Origin of the sequence: Gilliamella sp. ESL0441 (genome assembly GCF_019469185.1) — a bacterium.
In the GTDB taxonomy this organism is placed as follows: Bacteria; Pseudomonadota; Gammaproteobacteria; order Enterobacterales; family Orbaceae; genus Gilliamella.
This window is the reverse complement of the sequence record NZ_CP048264.1, coordinates 952,154-973,823: the sequence shown is the minus strand read 5'-3', so window position 1 is coordinate 973,823 and position 21,670 is coordinate 952,154. Positions and strand designations below refer to the sequence as shown.

General features: G+C 36.4%; 15 protein-coding genes. 4 read left to right on the top strand and 11 right to left on the bottom strand.

The window, feature by feature from the left end; all coding sequences use genetic code 11:
* Window positions 1-238 precede the first annotated feature (238 nt).
* Window positions 239-859: an L-threonylcarbamoyladenylate synthase gene (locus GYM75_RS04255; protein WP_220216926.1), complete on the bottom strand. Its 621-nt coding sequence runs from the start codon at window positions 857-859 to the stop codon at window positions 239-241.
* Between the two features lie 105 nt (window positions 860-964).
* Window positions 965-1,801: a PHP domain-containing protein gene (locus GYM75_RS04250; protein WP_220216925.1), complete on the bottom strand. Its 837-nt coding sequence runs from the start codon at window positions 1,799-1,801 to the stop codon at window positions 965-967.
* 70 nt (window positions 1,802-1,871) lie between these two features.
* Between GYM75_RS04250 and rraB the strand changes: the two genes are divergently transcribed.
* On the top strand, window positions 1,872-2,270 hold the full coding sequence (gene rraB / locus GYM75_RS04245) for a ribonuclease E inhibitor RraB (RefSeq protein ID WP_220216924.1): 399 nt from the start codon (window positions 1,872-1,874) through the stop codon (window positions 2,268-2,270).
* 74 nt (window positions 2,271-2,344) lie between these two features.
* On the opposite strand, the gene GYM75_RS04240 is transcribed toward rraB, so the two are convergent.
* The 5 genes from GYM75_RS04240 to prfA all read right to left on the bottom strand — a co-directional run bounded on the left by GYM75_RS04240 (window position 2,345) and on the right by prfA (window position 9,758).
* A complete protein-coding gene (locus GYM75_RS04240; protein WP_220216923.1) occupies window positions 2,345-5,026 on the bottom strand; it encodes a beta-N-acetylhexosaminidase in 2,682 nt (893 codons plus the stop codon).
* Between the two features lie 11 nt (window positions 5,027-5,037).
* Window positions 5,038-6,453: an OprD family outer membrane porin gene (locus GYM75_RS04235; RefSeq protein WP_220216922.1), complete on the bottom strand. Its 1,416-nt coding sequence runs from the start codon at window positions 6,451-6,453 to the stop codon at window positions 5,038-5,040.
* 514 nt (window positions 6,454-6,967) lie between these two features.
* Window positions 6,968-7,822, bottom strand: a complete 855-nt coding sequence (kdsA, locus tag GYM75_RS04230; protein ID WP_305054569.1) for a 3-deoxy-8-phosphooctulonate synthase — start codon at window positions 7,820-7,822, stop codon at window positions 6,968-6,970.
* Between the two features lie 17 nt (window positions 7,823-7,839).
* Window positions 7,840-8,676 carry a peptide chain release factor N(5)-glutamine methyltransferase gene (prmC, locus tag GYM75_RS04225; protein ID WP_220216920.1) on the bottom strand — a complete coding sequence of 279 codons (837 nt, stop codon included), beginning with the start codon at window positions 8,674-8,676 and terminating at the stop codon, window positions 7,840-7,842.
* The gene (gene prfA, locus GYM75_RS04220; RefSeq protein WP_220216919.1) at window positions 8,673-9,758 is read right to left on the bottom strand and encodes a peptide chain release factor 1; all 1,086 of its coding nucleotides are present in this window, start codon (window positions 9,756-9,758) and stop codon (window positions 8,673-8,675) included. The genes prmC and prfA overlap by 4 nt, the downstream gene beginning before the upstream one ends.
* A gap of 421 nt (window positions 9,759-10,179) precedes the next feature.
* Here prfA and manA point away from each other — a divergent pair, with 421 nt between their 5' ends.
* Entirely contained in the window at window positions 10,180-11,367 is a 1,188-nt protein-coding gene (manA, locus tag GYM75_RS04215; protein ID WP_220216918.1) for a mannose-6-phosphate isomerase, class I, read from the top strand.
* A gap of 59 nt (window positions 11,368-11,426) precedes the next feature.
* Here manA and lpdA read toward each other — a convergent pair whose 3' ends face one another.
* The 3 genes from lpdA to aceE are packed head-to-tail and all read right to left on the bottom strand — an operon-like array spanning window position 11,427 to window position 17,151.
* Window positions 11,427-12,851: a dihydrolipoyl dehydrogenase gene (lpdA, locus tag GYM75_RS04210; RefSeq protein WP_065559371.1), complete on the bottom strand. Its 1,425-nt coding sequence runs from the start codon at window positions 12,849-12,851 to the stop codon at window positions 11,427-11,429.
* 16 nt (window positions 12,852-12,867) lie between these two features.
* Complete coding sequence (aceF, locus tag GYM75_RS04205; protein WP_220216917.1) at window positions 12,868-14,472, bottom strand: pyruvate dehydrogenase complex dihydrolipoyllysine-residue acetyltransferase; 1,605 nt, start codon at window positions 14,470-14,472, stop codon at window positions 12,868-12,870.
* 12 nt (window positions 14,473-14,484) lie between these two features.
* Window positions 14,485-17,151 (bottom strand): pyruvate dehydrogenase (acetyl-transferring), homodimeric type, encoded by a 2,667-nt coding sequence (gene aceE / locus GYM75_RS04200; RefSeq protein ID WP_220216916.1) that lies wholly within the window; start codon window positions 17,149-17,151, stop codon window positions 14,485-14,487.
* A gap of 375 nt (window positions 17,152-17,526) precedes the next feature.
* Between aceE and lipB the strand changes: the two genes are divergently transcribed.
* Entirely contained in the window at window positions 17,527-18,147 is a 621-nt protein-coding gene (gene lipB, locus GYM75_RS04195; RefSeq protein ID WP_220216915.1) for a lipoyl(octanoyl) transferase LipB, read from the top strand.
* A gap of 9 nt (window positions 18,148-18,156) precedes the next feature.
* Entirely contained in the window at window positions 18,157-19,116 is a 960-nt protein-coding gene (gene lipA, locus GYM75_RS04190) for a lipoyl synthase (protein WP_220216914.1), read from the top strand.
* 665 nt (window positions 19,117-19,781) lie between these two features.
* On the opposite strand, the gene GYM75_RS04185 is transcribed toward lipA, so the two are convergent.
* Window positions 19,782-21,554: a DUF3413 domain-containing protein gene (locus GYM75_RS04185; RefSeq protein WP_220216913.1), complete on the bottom strand. Its 1,773-nt coding sequence runs from the start codon at window positions 21,552-21,554 to the stop codon at window positions 19,782-19,784.
* Window positions 21,555-21,670 lie beyond the last annotated feature (116 nt).

Genomic DNA, 21,670 nt, shown 5'->3' with positions numbered 1-21,670 from the left:
ATTAAACATTTGTATATTCGTTAAAAAACGACGACTTTTCGTGCTATTACACACGTATCATAATTGAAGTTCTCATTGTCAATGGTAATTAAACGTGAAACTTACATTAAGATTGATTACCAAGCTAAAGCATTCATTGACCGAGTCATTTCAATCATCAATAAAATTGCATACTGAAGGATTCAATCATTATATTTAACAATATGAACTCATGAATCATTTTCAACATGTTTGATCATTATTCAAAAGGCTTAATATCCCCACTACCTCTACGAATAACATCAGGGTAATCATTTGTTAAATCAATAACGGTTGTTGGTTGCTGACCGATATAACCACCATGAACAACCGCATCAAGTTGGTGTCCAATTTTATCCTCAATTTCATCAGGATCAGATTGTGCTTCATCTTCATTTGGCAAAATTAACGTTGTGGTCATTAATGGCTGACCTAATAAATCAAGTAAAGCTAAATCAATTTTATTATCCGGAATACGTAATCCTATGGTTTTCCGTTTTTCATTCATCAAGCGACGAGGCACTTCTTTACTTGCAGGTAAAATAAAAACGTATTTACCAGGAGTGTTATTTTTGAGCAGACGAAATGTGATGTTATCGACCATTGCATAAGAGGATAACTCCGATAAATCTCGACACATCAACGTAAAATTGTGATATTTATCAAGCTGACGTATTTTACAAATACGATCAACACCATTTTTATTATCAAGTAAGCAACCAAGTGAATAACCAGAATCAGTAGGAAAGGCGATAACCCCACCATCATTCAGGATTTTTACGATTTGCTCTAATAATCGATTTTGAGGATTGTCAGGATGTATATAAAAAGTTTGGCTCATAATGATCTTCTATATTAATATTAATTTTAAAACACTTTTTACAATGTCAGTTTTACTATCAGACAAGATTGATAGCATGTTAACTTAAAGCAATTTTAGTCCATATTAATCTAGTATCCAATTATGCCAAATTGGCGTTACACTAGTTGGCAAAGGGGTCGTTTTACCTAAATCTAAATAGTTAACCAAATCATGAAAATCAGAACCTTGCGAGGCAAGCAGTTCAAATTCGTTGGCTAATTTAGCTAATCGCTGTAAGTCATCTTGTGTTTGTCGGCTTTGCGAAACTTCAATGGCATCACCGCCCCAAGTCTTGAAATCATTTATTAATAATTTCAATTTAGTACCAGTTAAATCATATCGAGTCGGATGTGCTAATACCGCAAGTCCACCTGCTGCATGAATAGCTGTTATCGCTTCTTCAATACTACACCATTTTGCGGGCACATAAGCATATCCACTTTTTCCAAGATATTTTTTAAATGCCGTTTTCACATCTTTGACTAAACCTTGATCAACGAGAAATCGGGCAAAGTGTGCACGAGAAACAATATCCCCTTTAGCAAACACCTTTGCTTGTTCATAAGCGTTATCAATATGTAACTTGACCAATTTATGGCTGATTGCCATTGCACGATCTATCCGCCCTTGTTCTTGTGCAACAAGTAAGTCCAACAATTGTTGATTTTCAATATCAATGTTTAAGCCAACAATATGAATTTCATTATTTTTCCAAACAGTCGATATTTCAACACCATTAATCAGCCTAATCGGCAGACTTTCATCCTTGATCAACTTTTGTGCCTCTGGTAATCCTTTTACGGTATCATGATCCGTTATCGCTAATATGTCAATTTGGTTATCGATAGCACGTTTAACCAGCTCGCTGGGTGATAGGACACCATCAGAGGCAATAGTATGAGAATGCAAATCTACGATCACTTTTTTCTCGAAAATTATTTTTAAACGTGTAATATACCACACAATTTGCGTGACCACTAAAAGGTATATTATGAAAGATCAAATTCTACTTGCCCAACAAGATACTCAATCAATTATTGATGAACTTTTAGAAGATGGTAGTGATCCCCATGCGATGTATTTAATTGAACATCATATTTCATCAGAAAACTTTGATAAACTTGAAAAAGTTGCAGTTGAAGCCTATAAATTAGGTTATGAAGCAACAGATCCCGATGAAGATGTTGATGATTTTGGCAATGTTATTATTGGTTTTGATATCATCGCTGAAAGCCCTCTCAGTGCTGATTTAATCAATGCACAGATTGCCCAAATTATGACGTTGGCGCATCAATTTAAAGTGAATTATGACGGTTGGGGTACTTATTTTGAAGATGGGAGTGATGATATTTTAGACGAAAGTGTCTTTGATAATGAAACTCTACATTAAATTCTAAACATTCTTAATCAATCCATTTCCATTTTTATCCAAGAATACTTGGATAAAAATGGTAAATTAGTTAGTTATTCGTTTACTTGTTCAACACGACTCACTCTTTTCAAATCAGCTGATAAACTACGTACCAATACCGTATCATCGTTTTTAATGGTGACAGGATCGGTATATCGATGCCAATTTTTACCATTATCAATTGAGTATTCAATGATTAAGCCAGGGAAGACAATATTAGCCATAAGTTGATTATTTTCAATTTTAGCACCTGGAATTGGTAAACGATAATCAATTCCCGTTAAATCTAATTTTGCTAATTCTCGTTGACCAACTAAGTTAGCAAAACGCACCCAATCTTGACGCAATTTTTGTTGATCCACATAGTGTGTTTTACCTTGTATGAATTCACGATCTTTTTGATAGTCGATCTCCCAATCTGCCTGATGCCAAGCCCGTTCTGCAATGGCTAATAAGCGAGGAAAAGTCATATATTCCATCTTATCATCTGTTCGAATGTCCTCAGTCCAAATTTGAGCAGACAATCCATAAGCTCCGGGCCAATTTAACGTACCTTTCGCCGTAAACGGATTGCCATCACGATCTAAAGATGTTTCCGCATTTTGAGGTAAATTATTCGGTGCAAAACTAAAAATTTTGCGCTCATCATTATAACGTGTTGCCCAATAATAACCGCTTTCTTTTGGATTAACTTCGTATGGCATATCTAAATACACATAATCCGGATTAGAGACAATGACTTGATAACCTTTATTTGTCCACTCATTGACTGAATCAAATCCGCCCCAATAAAGTGTATCCCAGAAATTTACTGTCACTTTATCTACAGCAAAAGATTTAGCACTCTCAGCATGCTTCATACCATCCTGCCAAGCTTGCATATGGTTAATACCATGATCTTTAATTATGGTGCTGACCTGCTCAGCAAAATAGCTAGGCAAATGTTCAATATTTTCAACTACCCCTTTAGATACAAAACTTTGACAGGCTTTTGATTTAGCCCATGGATGATCTTCATGACTTTGATCAATAAGACCTTTAAAAGCAACTTTATCTTTACTTTTTAAATCTTGGTAACCTGTGCCTAAACGAATATTTTTTGCTTCATCACCGCCAAAATGCCAAGTCGTGAGCGGTTGTCCAGCTTCAACATGCATTTTTGCCATTTCATCCATAATTTTAGTAACAAATCGTTGAGATGAGTCGAGACAAGGATTCAAATAACTCATACGATTATAAAACTGAACAGTTGTGGTATTAGATGTATCAGTTGGATCCACTAAGCGAAACTCATTAGCTTGTTGCTCCTTCCCTTCTTTCATTAAACGTTTATAACGTGCCTCCATAGAAACAATAGCGGCTCTAGCATGTGCAGGCATATCAATTTCCGGAATGACTTCGATGAACCTTGCTTTTGCATATTTAATAATTTCAATATAGTCTTGACGAGTTAAATAACCAGATCCGGTTGTATTACTTTCAGGCCCCGATCCCAATTGAGGTAGTAAACAAGTCTCTTCAGTAAGATCATGGCAACGTTTACTACCAATTTCGGTGAGTTCAGGTAACCCCGGAATCTCAATTCGCCAACCTTCATCATCGCTTAAATGAAAATGGAATTTATTCATTTTATATTTAGCCATTTGATCTAATAAACGTAAAATCGCTTGTTTGGATTTGAAATTACGTCCGATATCAAGCATCACACCACGATATTCAAATCTTGGAGAATCAACGACACTAAGAGTAGGAACTGAATTCGAATGATCGACAGAAACCGTCGATAATAGAGATTGAATTGCATAAAAAATACCACTTTCATCAAACGCGTAAATGGTTGCTTTATCTTTGGTAATATCAAGTTGATAAGCACCGGCTTGCCCTTGTTCAAACTTTTGAGGATCAATTGATGCTTGTATGTTAAAACCTTGTTCTGTAACCGGGATATTTAACGTTTTAAACTCATTTTTTACAACGGCTAAGCTATCTTGATTTAAACCATTAAGTACTAAATTGACACCTTTAGCATCAAACTTAATATCTTCTTTACCGACTGATAATTGTTTTGGCGTCGGTAAAATTTGTCCACGTAAAGAATCTGCTGATAATGTTTCAATATCGGCGTTATATTGAAAACGATTAACAGTCGTCATTAAAATGTTATGGTCATCAGCCGTTCTTTTCCATTGTTGATTAATTGGCGACACAAAAGCCGATAAATTATCAGAATCAGTATTAGTATTTGCAATAATTTTAGGCTTTGCATTGGTCGATGTTACATACCAACGTGGCATAATATCACTTTCGCTTACGATCCAATATTCACCAATAATTGGAATATTGATAGTGCCTTTGGCAGGAAATCCGGTAAATTTATCCGTTGGTTCTATTTTATGAAGATCCCCAGTAAGATGAGTGATTTTAAACTGATCATTGTCAACGGACAAAATCATACGAATACTACTAAAATAAATTGCCCAATCTTTATCTTTGATTGCTGAACCATTATTTGTTAACGAGATGGTCACTTTATTACATGCAGCCCAATCCGCACCCAAAGCAGCACAATTGATACCATGATCATTTGCCTGATTATCATTAACAGTATATTTAACATTAAGTTGAGCACTCATTAAATCAACTGTCTTTTGATTAGCATAAGCTGATTGTGTTACGCCTACACTTAATAAAGAGGCTATCGAGGTTGCAAGTATTGCAGTTTTAAGCTTTTTCATTATTTTTTTACCTATTTTTGTTTTGCATTGAATATTGTGAATGGAACAGTAACAATAAATTTGATATCTCGTTCATCTTGGAAGATATTACCATAACCTTCGCTCCAGCTTGGTATTTTTGAGTGGTTATTATATTTGGTATAATGTAACTGGAAAGAGGTGTTTTTAGCAAAACCCTGCTGTACTGTATAACCTAAATCGAAATTATAAGCTGATTCAATTAATCGAGTCTTTTGGTTAAAAAGTTTATTCGTACTTGGTTTAGCATCCCACCCATAAGCATAAGAAGCGCCCGTTTTCCACCCGTTAAAATAAGGGGAAAGATGACTTAAATCATAAGTTACTTCTGCAAATAAGGCTTTTTCACCATTGGCATTAAAGTCTGAACGTGAATTCCACCATACATCTAAGCGACCATTTGATGACGCATAATCCGGCGTCATTCGTTGTAAAAAGAATCCTTGTTCGCCTTCTGCTTTGACAGCAACACCTTCAAGTCGTAGACCTACTGGCCCCATCTGATAACCTAATGTTGCCGCTTGTAACCATGCTAAACCATCATAAACTTTAGCACCTTTATGGGATTGGTCTTTAGCACCATAAAATTGATAACTTAAAGTTAGCGGATTATCAAATACATTCATTTTATAAGATGCTTTACCAAAAAATTGATTCATATAATTGTGCGATTGACCAAACGCAGTTTCTAGCACTAAATTATTTTTAAAGTCATACTTCAAACCAGCAGAATGTAAATAATCGATTTTTTTCCCTTTTTGCCACTGTCTAAATTCATAAAGTCGTTTATACCACGGAGCTTTATATTTATCAGCCCACATATAGGACATGGATAACATCCCTGCTGAGTCAAAATCAAACGTTGTTCCAAACTCAACGCCTCGATAAGTGCCAGGTAAAAAGCTCCAGTGCGGGGCAAGCAGTGTTTGTCCTGATGGTTGAATATATCCCGCTTTTAACCATAATAGCTTATCGAGTTTAAAATTTAGCTGAGCCTTATAAAAACTTAGACCACTGACATCTTTTTTCCAATTTTCATCCCAACGATTATTGGCGCCACTAAAACCGATTTCATTAGGATGACCATTACCGCCGTTACTCACTTCCCAAGCTCCGTATCCGCCAAGTTCAATAGCAAACATATCCGCAATATAACCTGAATTGAAATCTAAATTAGTGTTGAAAGAAGTATGCCTAAGGTTTTTTTCATATTTATGTTGAGTGATATCCTTTCTTTCTCGATCACGATTCCAAAAAAAGACATTACTGGTTAATGAAGCATCATCAAAAAAAGGTTGAATATTATCAGCTTGTGCTGGCACAGCACAGACTAAAATGGAGCATGACAGTATTAGCTTTGTGATACAATTTAGCGAACGATTGGTAAATAAAGGATTATAAAAATTCATATCTGCTTCCTTGAAATGACTTTTTTAATCACGATAAGATTAGTTGGCACTTCTCTTACATGGATTTGAAAATCATTTTTATGCCTAAAATCAATTAAAAACGATAAAATTAATGTCTATCTACAATAAAAAAATCTGATTAAATTTAATAAATTAATTTAAAAAAACCTTTAAAAGGTAATTTCATAATGCATAAACATATTTTGGTTAGCAAATTAAATGTTGTTAAATCGTGATCGGAATCACCAAAATAGCCCTTTTTTTTTCTAATTTTTGGATAAATATCACAACTTTTTTTATTTTAAAAAATAAGAGAAGATGAAGAGTGTAAAAAATCCATGTAATCGATTCACTTATTGTGATGTGTCATTGATTAAATGGGTTAAATTGTTAGGCATCAAAGTATAAGAAGGGAAGAAAGAAAAAAGAGAAATTGAAAAATTTCTCTTTTAGAAAACACAGTACCAATAACGATGATATATTTAATTTACTGATTAAAATTAATAAACTAGTATTAATTTTCGGTATTAATTTCCTCAAAACTTTTTACTAGCTCATCAATTGCCTTCATCTGTTTTAAGAAAGGTTCAAGTTTAGCTAATGGTAATGCGGAAGGCCCATCACATTTTGCATGACTTGGATCAGGGTGTGATTCCAAAAATAACCCTGCTAGACCAACAGCCATACCAGCTCGAGCAAGTTCGGTCACTTGCCCACGTCGACCACCAGATGCGGCTCCCATAGGATCACGACATTGCAAAGCATGAGTAACATCAAAAATAACGGGTGAGCCATGACTAGCTTTTTTCATGATGTTAAAACCAAGCATATCAACCACTAGATTATCATAACCAAAACAGCTACCACGATCACAAAGAATAATTTGATCATTACCGGCTTCTTCAAACTTTTCAACAATATTACCCATCTGCCCAGGGCTTACAAACTGTGGTTTTTTTACGTTAATTACTGCACCGGTTTTTGCCATTGCAACAACCAAATCCGTTTGTCTTGCTAAGAACGCAGGTAACTGGATAACGTCAACCACGTCGGCAACAGGTTGGCACTGTGCTTCGGTGTGAACATCGGTAATAATTTTCACGCCAAACTGTTGTTTAAGCTCTTGAAAGATCTTCATGCCTTCTTCTAATCCTGGCCCTCGATATGAGTGAACTGAAGAACGATTAGCTTTATCAAACGAAGCTTTAAAAATGTAAGGAATATTGAGTTTATCTGTCACTGTCACGTAATGTTCACAAATTTTCATTGCTAGATCACGAGATTCAAGAACATTCATACCACCGAATAATACAAATGGGAGATCATTAGCGACAGTGATATCCCTAACTTTTACTTGTTTTTGCTTCATCATAAAATATTTCCTAATTAAGGTTTAAACCAACGACCAAGAGTCACTCGATCATTGCCACTATAGTCTGTGAAAGTTTCAACTAATTGAAATCCGTGTTGTTTAAATATTGTTTGTACCGCTGGCCCTTGTTTCCAGCCATGTTCAATTAACAACCAACCATATTGAATTAGATGCTTGGTTGCGCCTTTAACAATGACTTTTATATCAGCAAGACCGTCATCTTCAGAGACTAGCGCACTTCTTGGTTCATAACGAACATCACCTTGGGATAAGTGAATATCTGTTGCGTCAATATAAGGAGGATTAGCAGTTATCATAGAAAATTGGCGTGTTTTCAATGGTTTATACCAATCACCTTGCAAAAAATAAACATTGTTAACGCCTATCTGTGTCGCATTTTGCTGAGCGAGAATAAGTGCTTCTCGATTTTTCTCCACTGCGGTAAAAAGACAATCCTGACGTTCTGTTGCCATGGCAATAGCAATAGCTCCCGTACCGGTACCAAGATCCAGGACTTCACAAGGTATTTTGGGTAAATACTCTAATCCCAACTCAACCAACTTTTCAGTATCTGGTCTGGGAATTAATGTGCAGTCTGATACATTAAATTTTAAAGACCAAAACTCTTTTTCACCGGTTATGTAGGCAATCGGCTCACCCGCTTTGCGACGATCTAATTGTTCGTCTAAAGCCGTAATTTCATCACTGGTTAACTCTGTTTCACTAAAAGCCATAATAAAAGTGCGTGTTTTGCGAGTAACAAAACTCAATAAAATTTCAGCGTCACGTTTAGGGCTTTCACTTTCAGATAATATTAAAGATGCATGCTTTAGCCATTCTAAATAAGTCATTCATCTTGTTCCGATAAAGCAGCAAGTTGGTCTGCTTGATATTCTTGTATAATTGGATCAATTAACATTTCTAACTTGCCTTCCATGACTTCATCTAAACGATATATGGTTAAATTAATGCGATGATCCGTCACCCGACCTTGTGGATAGTTATAGGTTCGAATGCGGTCTGAACGATCCCCAGTACCTAAAAGGTTACGTCTGGTTGATGCCTCTTCTTGTTGACGTTTTCGGGTTTCTGCGTCTTGAATTCGTGCTGCTAAAACTGACATCGCTTTAGCTTTATTTTTATGTTGAGAACGTTCATCTTGGCATTCTACAACAATTCCTGTTGGAATATGGGTAATACGAATAGCCGAATCGGTAGTATTAACGTGCTGACCACCTGCACCTGATGAACGATAAGTATCAATTTTTAAGTCAGCTGGATTGATCTCTGGCATTTCTGCTTCAGGAATTTCAGGTAACACCGCAACCGTACATGCTGAGGTATGAATACGACCTTGCGATTCTGTTTCCGGAACACGCTGAACTCGATGACCACCTGATTCAAATTTCAAGTTACCATAAACGCCGTCACCACTGACTAACATAATGACTTCTTTATAGCCACCATGTTCACCATCATTGGCACTCATAATCTCAACTCGCCAATGACGGGATTCTGCATATCTGGTATACATTCTTGCCAGATCACCAGCAAAGATTGCTGCTTCATCGCCACCGGTTCCTGCTCGGACTTCAACAAAGCAGTTATAATCATCATTGGGATCTTTAGGTAGTAATAAAACTTGTAACTGCTTTTCTTGCTCATCGATACGGTTTAAAGCTTCGTTTAACTCTTCTTGAGCCATTTCACTCATTTCAGGATCGGCAAGCATCATTTTAGCAGTTTCAATATCTTCTTGCGTTTGCTTCCAACTTGTAAAACATTTCACCACACCCGTTAATTGCGCATATTCTTTAGAAAGAGTACGGAATCGATTTTGATCGGCAATCACCGATGCATCAGACAATAACGCTTGAACCTCTTCATAACGTTCTTGTAGAGTTTCTAACTTACTGATAATTGAGGGTTTCATATAAAAGTCTATTTCTAATCGTGAATAAATGAATTTGCGGGGCATTATATACTTAATCGTCTTTAAAATACAGTTTCCGTACCGGTTCATCAATTGAAGTACATGTAATGCGTTGAAATATCTAATGATTTTATTTATGAACACGACTATCAAAAACTGTTATTCATTTCACAAAAATGATATTTGGATATTTAAAAAAATAATTTCAGCCGTTACTATGATCAGGTCGAATAATAATCGTCGTTAAAAGTTAATCAAAATGTTTAACAAACAGTTTTAAGATCAGTTTAAGGGAAATTAAGATTAATTAAATTATATCTTCAATAAACATGCAGTACTGCTAAATTACATCTTCTTTAGGGTATAAATAAGCTTAATTGCCTTTACTTGCGTCACATTCACTCTCTTAAAGGATGATAATATGAAGCAAACGATATGGAAACTTGAAAATTGTATTAAAGATTATGACTGGGGAAGTATCGATAGTATCACAACCCTATTTGATATTAAAAACCCAAGCCAAAAACCCATGGCAGAAATATGGATGGGTATTCATCCGTTAGGGTGTTCAAAAGTCATCGGCGTAAATGGCGAAAAAATCAGACTTGATGAGCTTATTTGTCAAAATCCACTACAGACATTGGGTAAAAACACTTATCAACTTTTTGGCACGCTTCCCTATTTATTCAAAGTGCTGGCAGCACGTAAACCGCTTTCAATTCAGGTACATCCCACTAAAGCTGATGCTCAAAAGGGATTTGAAAAGGAAAATCAATTAGGCATTGATCTTCATTCTCCTTACCGAAATTTTAAGGATCCCAATCATAAACCCGAATTATTGTATGCACTCACCCCCTTTAAAGCCATGAACTCATTTCGACCAATTGAAGAAATATTGGCATTTTTTACGCAAATCAATATTCCTATCTTCAAGGATGAATTGGCACAATTACAAAACAATCCTTATCCAAAGCAACTAAAACACTTTTTTCAATTCTTATTAAATCTTTCACCAGACCAAAAATTACAAGCTATTCATCAATTGTTAATCTGTATCAAAAGTTTAAATCAAGAGCCTTTTTTAACCATTCATACACTGGTAAAAGATTATCCTGAAGATATTGGTTTGTTTATGCCACTCATTTTAAATGTGATTGAACTTAAACCATCGCAAGCAATGTTTTTATATGCCCAAACACCACATTGTTATTTATCGGGTACGGGGTTTGAAGTGATGGCAAATTCAGATAATGTTTTAAGAGCCGGTTTAACCCATAAGTTTATTGATATTGACGCACTAATTGAGAATACGAACTTTAAGAGTATTGATGCAAATGAACTGCTAACCAATTCGATAATTAATCATAATAAAATTGATTTTCCTGTTCCCGTTAATGATTTTAAATTTGAAATCATTGAAAGTGATCTTCAATTAAGACAAGAGCAAGTCAGCAGCCCTCAAATCCTATTTTGTATGAATGGCGCTATTACATTGACAACAAAAAATGAAGTACTCACTCTAAACAGAGGTGAATCGGTGTTTATTGCGTATCATGCCAAATATTACCATTATTGTGGAAAAGGCTGTTTTGCAAAAGTAAGTGATTAAAAAAAGCCGTCAATGATTGACGGCAAAAGTTTAAGATAGATAAAAAGACTAAAAATTGACTATTTTTTTACAGCTTTCGGATTGGGTAAATCGGTTACTGTTCCTTCATAAATTTCAGCGGCAAGTCCAATCGATTCATGAAGAGTTGGATGCGCATGAATAGTTAAGGCGATATCTTCGGCATCGCAACCCATTTCAACCGCAAGGGTAATCTCACCAAGCAATTCACCGCCATTAGCACCAACGACTGCACCACCTAAAAGGCGATTATCTGCTTTGTTAAAGATCAGCTTTGTCATGCCTTGTGAACAATCCGATGCGATAGCTCGCCCAGATGCCGCCCATGGGAAGATAGACACTTCATAATCGATACCCTTTTCTTTCGCTTCTTTTTCGGTTAAACCGACCCAAGCCACTTCTGGCTCGGTATAAGCGATAGAAGGAATCGTTTTCGGATCAAAATAGTGTTTTTTGCCCGCAATCACTTCAGCAGCCACATGTCCTTCGTGAACACCTTTGTGTGCAAGCATAGGTTGACCAACAATATCACCTATAGCGTAAATATGTGGTACATTGGTGCGCATTTGCTTATCGACTTCAATAAAGCCACGATCAGTTACGTTTACGCCGGCTTTTTCAGCGCTGATAAGTTTTCCATTAGGTGAACGCCCAATTGCGACTAATACGGCATCATAAGTATGAGTTTCAGTCGTTCCGTCTTTTTTCTCCATTGTGACATAAATTGCATCATGCTTAGCTTCAACTGTCGTCACTTTAGTTTCAAGACGTAGGGTGAATTTATCCTGAATCTGTTTTGTAAAGACTTTGATCACATCTTTATCCGCAGCAGGAATGACCTGATCAAACATTTCAACCACATCAACTTCTGAACCTAAGGCATGATAAACAGTACCCATTTCAAGTCCAATAATACCCCCACCCATTAACAATAATTTTTTAGGAATGGTTGTTAAAGCAAGCGCATCTGTTGAATCCCAAATACGAGGATCATCATGCGGAATAAAAGGTAATTTAATTGGTCTGGATCCAGCCGCGATAATGGCATTATCAAACGTAATTTTAGTAATACCTTTTGCAGATGTCACATCCATAGTATGACTACCGGTAAATTGCGCTTCGCCCTGAATAACATTGACTTTACGCATTTTAGCCATACCCGCTAACCCATTAGTTAACTGATTAATGACCTTCTCTTTCCAACCTCGAACTTTATCCAGTTCAAGTTTAGGTGTACCAAAGTGAATTCCATGTTCTGTTAGCGATTTGGCTTCGTCCATGACTTTGGCAACATGTAAAAGCGCTTTAGAAGGAATACATCCCACATTTAAACATACACCACCTAAAGTAGAATAGCGTTCAACTAACGTTACGTCTAATCCAAGATCGGCTGCACGGAACGCAGCAGAGTAACCTGCTGGCCCAGCACCTAAAACCACAACTTGTGTTTTAACTTCTTGACTCATAATTTATTCTCCTAAACTACATCACTAATCGACGTAAGTCAGATAAGACGTTAACAATATGGCTTAAGAAGCGTGCACCATCTGCACCATCAATCACACGATGATCGAATGACAGAGATAGAGGTAACATTAGACGAGGCGTAAACTCTTTACCATTCCAAACTGGTTTCATGCTTGAGCGTGACACTCCTAAGATACCGACTTCAGGTGCATTCACAATTGGGGTAAATGAAGTTGTACCAATACCACCCAGACTTGAGATAGTAAAACATCCGCCCTGCATATCTGCACCAGTTAATTTACCATCACGAGCTTTTTTCGAGATTTCGGCAAGTTCACGTGACAACTCAACGATGCCTTTTTTATTCACATCTTTAAATACCGGTACGACTAAACCATTTGGCGTATCAACCGCTACACCAATATTGATGTATTTTTTAACAATCAAGGTTTGTGCATCTTCCGATAGCGAACTGTTAAAACGTGGATAAGCAGTTAATGCACTTGCAACCGCTTTCATAATAAACACTAACGGCGTAATCTTAAGATCGAGTTTTTTCTTCTCTGCTTCGGCATTTTGTTGCTTACGGAATGCTTCTAAATCCGTGATATCGGTTTCATCAAATTCAGTAACATGTGGAATCATGACCCAGTTACGATGTAAATTTGCGCCTGACACTTTTTGGATTTTAGTTAATGGCAAGGTTTCAACTTCACCAAATTTGCTAAAATCAACTTTTGGCCATGGTAATAATCCCGGTAATGCTCCGCCTGCGGCACCACTTTCAACTTGTTTAACCGCATTTTTAACGTAAGCTTGAATGTCTTCACGTAGGATTCGGTTTTTAGGCCCTGTTGGTGGCACTTTAGCCAGATTCACGCCAAATTCACGCGCTAAACGACGAACAGATGGTGTTGCATGTGCGTAAGCATCATTTTCAACAAAATCATTACTTGCCGTTGTAGAAGCCGTCACTGCTGGCGTAGCAACATTACTCACCGGTGCAGCAACCGAAGCTGATTTTTCTGGTGCTGTCGGCGCTGGCGTTGCAGTTGCAGCGTTAGCTGGCGCACTGCTGGATGCCGTTTCAAATTCCATAATTTTGGAACCTGTCTTCACTTTATCGCCAACTTTAACTGTTATCGTTTTAACCACACCTGCGATAGAGGCAGGTATTTCCATTGAGGCTTTATCGCCTTCAACAGTAATAAGTGAATCATCTACCGATATAGTATCACCGACTTTCACTAAAACTTCGGTCACTTCGACTTCGTCACCGCCAATATCTGGCACATTAACATCGACTGTTTGACTTACGGTTGCAGCCACTGGAGCAACGTCAACTTTCGGGGCAGACTCTGCTTGAGCTGGCGCAGATTCTGCGCCATTCTCGGTATCAAATACCATAATATCGACACCAGTTTTAACTTTATCGCCGACTTTAACAGAGATAGATTTAACGATCCCTGCTTGTGGCGCAGGGATTTCCATTGAGGCTTTATCGCCTTCAACCGTTAATAATGATTGATCGACTTCTACCTTATCTCCCACTTTTACAAGGATTTCGGTGACTTCGACTTCATCACTGCCAATGTCAGGTAATTTAATTTCAATACTCATGTTGGTTACCTCTTATGCAATACGTGGGTTTAGTTTGTCAGCATTGATTTCAAACTTTTTAATCGCTTCATCAACAACGCTGGCTTTAATATCACCACGTTTAGCAAGCTCACCTAATGCTGCAACAACAACATAAGATGCATCGACTTCAAAATGATGGCGTAAGTTTTCACGACTATCACTGCGACCAAAACCATCAGTACCAAGTACTCTGTAGCTTTCAGCTGGTACAAAGGCACGAATTTGCTCAGCAAACAGTTTCATATAGTCTGTAGAAACCACTGCTGGGTTATTATTCATCACTTGTGTTACATAAGGTACTTTTGGTTTTTCACTTGGATGTAACATGTTATAACGTTCACAATCTTGACCTTCACGAGCCAATTCAGTAAACGAAGTAACACTATATACATCGGATCCAATGCCGTAATCTTTAGCCAAAATTTCTGCGGCTTCACGAACATGACGTAAAATTGCACCTGAACCTAATAATTGAACGGTTGGGCTACCTTTTTTACCTTTAACCGTATCGAGTTTATAAATACCACGACGAATACCCTCTTCAGCACCTTTTGGCATTGCTGGTTGTGCATAGTTTTCATTTAGTGTGGTAATGTAATAGTAAACATTTTCTTGCTCACCATACATACGGCGTAAACCATCTTGCATAATCACTGCCACTTCATAAGCGTAAGCTGGATCATATGAAATACAATTAGGAATAGTTAAAGATTGAATATGACTGTGACCGTCTTGGTGTTGTAGACCTTCACCATTTAAGGTTGTTCGACCTGAAGTCCCACCGATCATAAAGCCACGTGCTTGTTGATCCCCTGCTGCCCACATTAAGTCACCAATACGTTGGAAACCAAACATTGAGTAGTAAATATAAAATGGAATCATTGGTAAGTCGTTGGTACTGTAAGATGTTGCAGCTGCAAGCCATGAAGCCGTTGCACCACATTCATTAATACCTTCTTGTAGAATTTGTCCTTTTTCGTCTTCACGATAATAAGCCACTTGTTCTTTGTCTTGTGGCGTATATTGTTGACCGTGTGGATTATAGATACCAATTTGACGGAATAAGCCTTCCATACCAAATGTTCTTGCTTCATCAGCTAAAATTGGCACTAAACGAGGAGCAAGATCTTTATCTTTAAGCATGATGTTAAGCGCACGAACAAAAGCAATAGTGGTCGAAATCTCTTTTGATTGCTCTTCAAGTAGTGGCGCAAATTCACTTAACGGTGGAATTGACACGGTGCCTGAGAATTTAGTTAATCGTGAAGGTACATAACCATGTAATGCTTGGCGACGTTCATGAATATATTTATATTCTGGCGTATGTTCTTCAAATTTAATGTAAGGTAATTTTTCAAGTGATTCATCATTAACTGGGATGTTAAAGAAATCACGAACATGACGAACGCCGTCCATATTCATTTTTTTCACTTGGTGAGCAATATTTTTACCTTCAGCCGCTTCACCCATACCATAGCCTTTAATAGTATGTGCTAATATCACGGTAGGACGATCTTTAGTCTCTTTAGCACGACTAAATGCCGCAAACATCTTCTCTGGATCTTGACCACCACGGTTGAGTCTGAAGATTTCTTCATCGCTCATGTCTTTTACTAATTCAGCCGTTTCAGGATATTTACCAAAGAAATGCTCACGCACATAAGCACCATCTTTTGATTTGAAAGTTTGATAGTCACCGTCAAGGGTTTCGTTCATTAAACGAATCAATTTACCTGATTTATCTTTTTGTAATAATTTATCCCAACGATCACCCCAAAGCACTTTGATAACATTCCAACCTGCACCAGCAAAAATCCCTTCAAGTTCGTTGATAATCTTACCATTACCGGTTACTGGTCCATCAAGTCTTTGCAGGTTACAGTTAACAACGAAAACTAAATTATCCAGTTTTTCACGGGTTGCCACCGTAATTGCACCTTTAGATTCTGGCTCGTCCATTTCACCATCACCTAAGAAAGCGTAAACGGTTTGTTCAGAGGTATCTTTTAGTCCACGATGATGTAAATATTTTAAGAAACGAGCTTGATAAATAGCACTTACCGGCCCTAATCCCATAGATACGGTTGGGAATTGCCAAAATTCTGGTAATAATTTAGGGTGCGGATAAGATGGTAAACCTTTACCATGAATTTCTTGACGGAAGTTATCTAATTGTTCTTCAGTCAAACGTCCTTCGATGAAAGCACGAGAATAGATACCGGGTGAAATGTGACCTTGGAAGTAGACCAAGTCACCACCATCTTTATCGTTGCGAGCACGGAAGAAGTGATTAAAACAGACTTCATAAAAAGTGGCTGCCGATTGGAATGAAGCCATATGACCGCCAAGCTCTAAATCCTTTTTAGATGCTCGTAATACCATCATGATAGCATTCCAACGAACAATTGAACGAATGCGCCTTTCAATTTCCCAGTCGCCTGGATAAGCAGGTTGTTCTTCTACTGGAATGGTATTGATATAATTACTTGTTGAAGAACCGAAAAGAAGTGGAACGCCACCATCTCTGGCTTTGTTGACTATTTGTTCGATAATGTACTGAGCACGTTCGATACCCTCTTCACGAATAATTGACTCGATACTTTTCAGCCAATCTTGCGTTTCAAATGGATCGATATCATTCATTTGCATGTCCGACATATAAAAACCTCTTTTTTGTTAAAAAAAATGCAGTTTTTGCTATCCTTAGCTATCACAAAAGCATAACTAAATATATAAGCTTCAATTCTGCATTATGGAGCTTTACTTATATCAGTCTGCCATTTTCAGAAAAAAAGTAAAGTAAACCTGAGTTTAGAAAAGAATGTTAATTCCTATCAAATTAATCAACTATTCCAATAAATACGACTTAGAGCATATATTTCATTGATATAAAAGAATTTTTAAGAAGTGAAAAATTAAAGAAATATCTATATGGTTATACCTTGTTCAAGCATAGGTTGTCAAGCTATAGTAAAATCTGATATATAAATGTAAATTTTAAAGCAATGCAACGTAGAGACTGAAAAAACGAGCATGATGAACAAAGACATTATTATCAAAGATTTGAATATACAACCTTACATGCAAACGTATCAAGCTATGCATGAGTTTACTCAAAGTCGAGATAATCAGACGCCCGATCAAATCTGGCTTGTCGAACATCATGCGGTTTTCACTCAAGGTAAAGTGGGTAAACCTGAACACTTACTTAAACAAACGAATATACCTGTTGTACAAACAGATAGAGGCGGTCAAATCACCTACCATGCTCTTGGTCAGCAAATTATGTATATACTCTTTGACTTAAAAAGAGCCAAACTCGGCATTCGTGATATGGTCAGTTATCTGGAAAACAGTGTCATACAAACTTTAGCTAATTATGATATTATTGCTTATGCCAAACCCGATGCACCTGGCGTTTATATTGATTCTAAAAAAATCTGTTCACTTGGTTTACACATCCAACGAGGTTGCACATTGCATGGACTTGCTTTAAATATTGATATGGATCTCACTCCGTTTACTTATATTAATCCTTGTGGCTATGCTGGATTGCAAATGACACAATTAAAAGACTATGTCTCATCAATCGATCGCAAAGCTATTAAGCAACAATTAACTGATAACTTTATTAGCCAGCTACAAAATCAATAAGATAAAATTATGCCAAATGATGAACCAATAATCCGAAGCTCAAAATACCGTGATGCAGATAAAACACGCTTAATTCCAACCATTACGGTGGAAGATTCCGCACCATTAAAAAAACCTGAATGGATGAGAATCAAACTATCAGCGAATAGTGATAATATTGCGCATATAAAAAATACTATGCGCAAACATGGCTTACATTCGGTTTGTGAAGAAGCGTCTTGTCCAAATTTAGCGGAATGTTTTAATCACGGAACGGCTACCTTCATGATTTTAGGGGATATTTGTACACGCCGTTGCCCATTTTGTGATGTTGCGCACGGTAGACCATTACCACCTGATCACGAAGAACCCGTTAAACTTGCTAAAACGATTCAAGAGATGAGATTGCGCTATGTGGTGATTACTTCGGTTGATAGAGACGATTTAAAAGATGGTGGTGCAAGTCATTTTGCAGCATGTACTAAAGAGATTCGAGCATTAAGTCCTAATATTAAAGTAGAGACACTAACACCAGACTTTCGAGGCTGTATTGATCAAGCCGTTGATGTTTTAAGCCAAACGCCTCCTGATGTGTTTAATCATAATCTTGAAAACATCCCCCGTTTATACAAAAAGATACGCCCTGGTGCAAACTATGAAGGGTCATTAAAATTATTAAAAGCCTTTAAAGAAAGACACCCTAATATTCCCACAAAATCAGGCTTAATGGTTGGATTAGGTGAAACAAATGAAGAGCTTATTCAAGTTTTAAAAGATTTACGTAGCCACGGTGTGACAATGTTAACCTTAGGACAATATTTACAACCAAGTAAATATCATCTACCTGTTGAACGTTATGTTTCACCATCTGAATTTGATGAATTAAAACAAATCGCCTTAAATATGGGATTTACCCATGCAGCGTGTGGTCCGTTTGTTCGTTCATCTTATCATGCTGATTTACAAGCGATGGGAAAAGAAGTGAAATAGAATATTTATTATTTTATTTAATCAAGATACTATCTATAAAAGTAATAATAATAACAATACCTATTTTTAATAACGAATCGAGATGTTATAGTTAACCTAACTGTAAGTGTTGAAAAAGTGTTATTTTTTTAAAATAACACTATTAAAATCACTAAAATTTAAGGTAAATATAACATCACCTTTTTTAACTCAGTTGAGGACAAGCCACTACTGAAGCCGTAATCTTAGGTTTTCCGATTAGTACAAGCTGCTTGTTCTTACTATCTAAAGTCTTTTCAACAGCTAAAGTTAATGACAACCAATATGCACAATCTCCAGCAATACCTATCGAATCATCAACATTGAAAAAATTATTTGGTTGAAACTTGATTTCATTAAAATAATTTAATACTGCTTTTTGTTGTTTCTCTGTTACCGCACTAATCCAAATACCATCATAATCTTTATCGTCATTGCCACCCCAAAGTAATGCCTTATCTAAAGTCTCATTGAGATGTTGTGTTTGCTCACTCCGATAAATTTTAGCGGATAACTTACGAAAATCAGAAAGTGAAGAATCAGCAATAGCCTTTTCTCCAGCAAGTAATAATATGCCCCCTTACAGTATAGTGATAAAACTGGTTATTGAACCTAATACTACCGTTACCCCTACAGTGCTTTTAAGTTTAGTTATCCACCACCATAAATCGACGATTTTCAGTAACAATTTGTAAGAATATCGGCAAACTGATTTTTTCATTTTGAAGTAAATTGTTATTTAAATCATACAGTTTCGATCGTCCAAATCCATCAAGAACAATGGTTTTATCATTGTAGAGGGCAGCAATTTCTTTTTCGTTACCAGCAACTATCCATTGGCGAGGTTTGGTGTTAAATAAGTTGGCACCTTGACAATATTGTTGAGGAGAGGATGTCACGTAGAACACATCTTGCATGAGGGTTCGCATGATATCCATTTGTGAGGTAAGTTGAGTAACGGTTGTACGTGTTTTACCCGGCCAAGATATAATTAATGGCACTTTTAACGAATTTCGTCGAATCACATTATTGTCATTGCGTAAGGCAACTTTCTTAGTTTCGTTGAATTTAAAATCATTTGTTCCTGTAATAATGATGACGGTATCTTCAAAATTATTGGTTAATCGAGTATACGCAATCAATGATTCAAGATATTGATCTAATTTCTTTGCGTCAGATTCGATATCTTTAAAGGTTAAATTCTTATTTTTTACGCCAATTGAATACTGTATAACAGAAAATAGTGGTGCATGATTTTCTAATTTATTTTGCTCATCGTTCCATGCCATCCAATTATCCGTTACTTGCTTATTGGATAATTTTTTGGTTTCGGGAATCGTAAAATTAGATAATAAAGCCGTGCGATATAGAGGTTCTGCAAAACCATCATAGGAAAATAGACCTAAATTATAGTGTCGATAGTTAATCGCATCTAACAGAACAGAAGGCTTGTGACCAGCTAAAATACTATTATAGTAATTAGGATCTAACCCATAAAAAAGAGAAAATTTATTAATATAGGTTTGATTACTTGCACTATAATGATTCTCAAATGTGATATTTTCCGCAGCAAACTGTTTTAACCACGGCATATTATTATTTAATATCTCGTTACTCCAACCATCAATCACAATCATTAAGACATTTTTAGTCGCTTGTTTCTGATCATAATCTAGCCGTCCAAGCGGATATTCGATAGCAATGGCAAAAGGATTACCTTCTTGATTTATTCGATCACGATAGTCGTTTTCACTTATAAAACCATATCGTTCAAGGAAGTGACGAGCGGTTAGAGGATAGGATAACGGAAGACTTGATCTTTGCATTGTTATTGGTCGATAAAAGTTAGCATCTGCCCAAATATGAATTAGGTGTGAAAAGACAAAACTTAGAATAAAAATAATCACGACAGGTTTGGCGTACTTTTTACGTTTATTTAAACTTCGTAATTTTTTCCAACTCCATAGCGCAAATAAAATTTCAATTAATAAAATAAAAGGCACTATAACAAAAGCAGAGCTCAAAAATGAGGCTTTCTGCGAGGTGAGTAATTGCCAAATTGATAAATTTAAATGCATCCTAAAATGTGAAAAGATATCTATATCAATTAGCAATAGTGACATGCCTAATGTTGCAATAATCGTCGCAATTATTCGTTGCCATCGAGATGAATGAATAAAAAAACTCAATGGAAAAAGCAAAATTAGATAGGTAATAAACGTTAGAAAACTGAAATGTCCCGTGATACTAATAAGTGCATAAAATCGCCCCATAAAAGTACGAGGCCAATCAGCTATAATCAAATATTGACTACCCAATACTATAGCAACAAAAATATTAAATAATGTAAACCAGTGTCCCCAGCTTACAATTTGCGAGGATTGGGTATCTTTAATGTGATTATTTTTGAGTCTGAGCATAGTTAATTGTTGATTATGATGATAATGAAGAATATAAAAGTCGCATGTTGTGTGACAGTTTACCTGATTTTGAAAAATCTTTCTGTAATTTTTTTATTTGTTAGCATAATGATTAT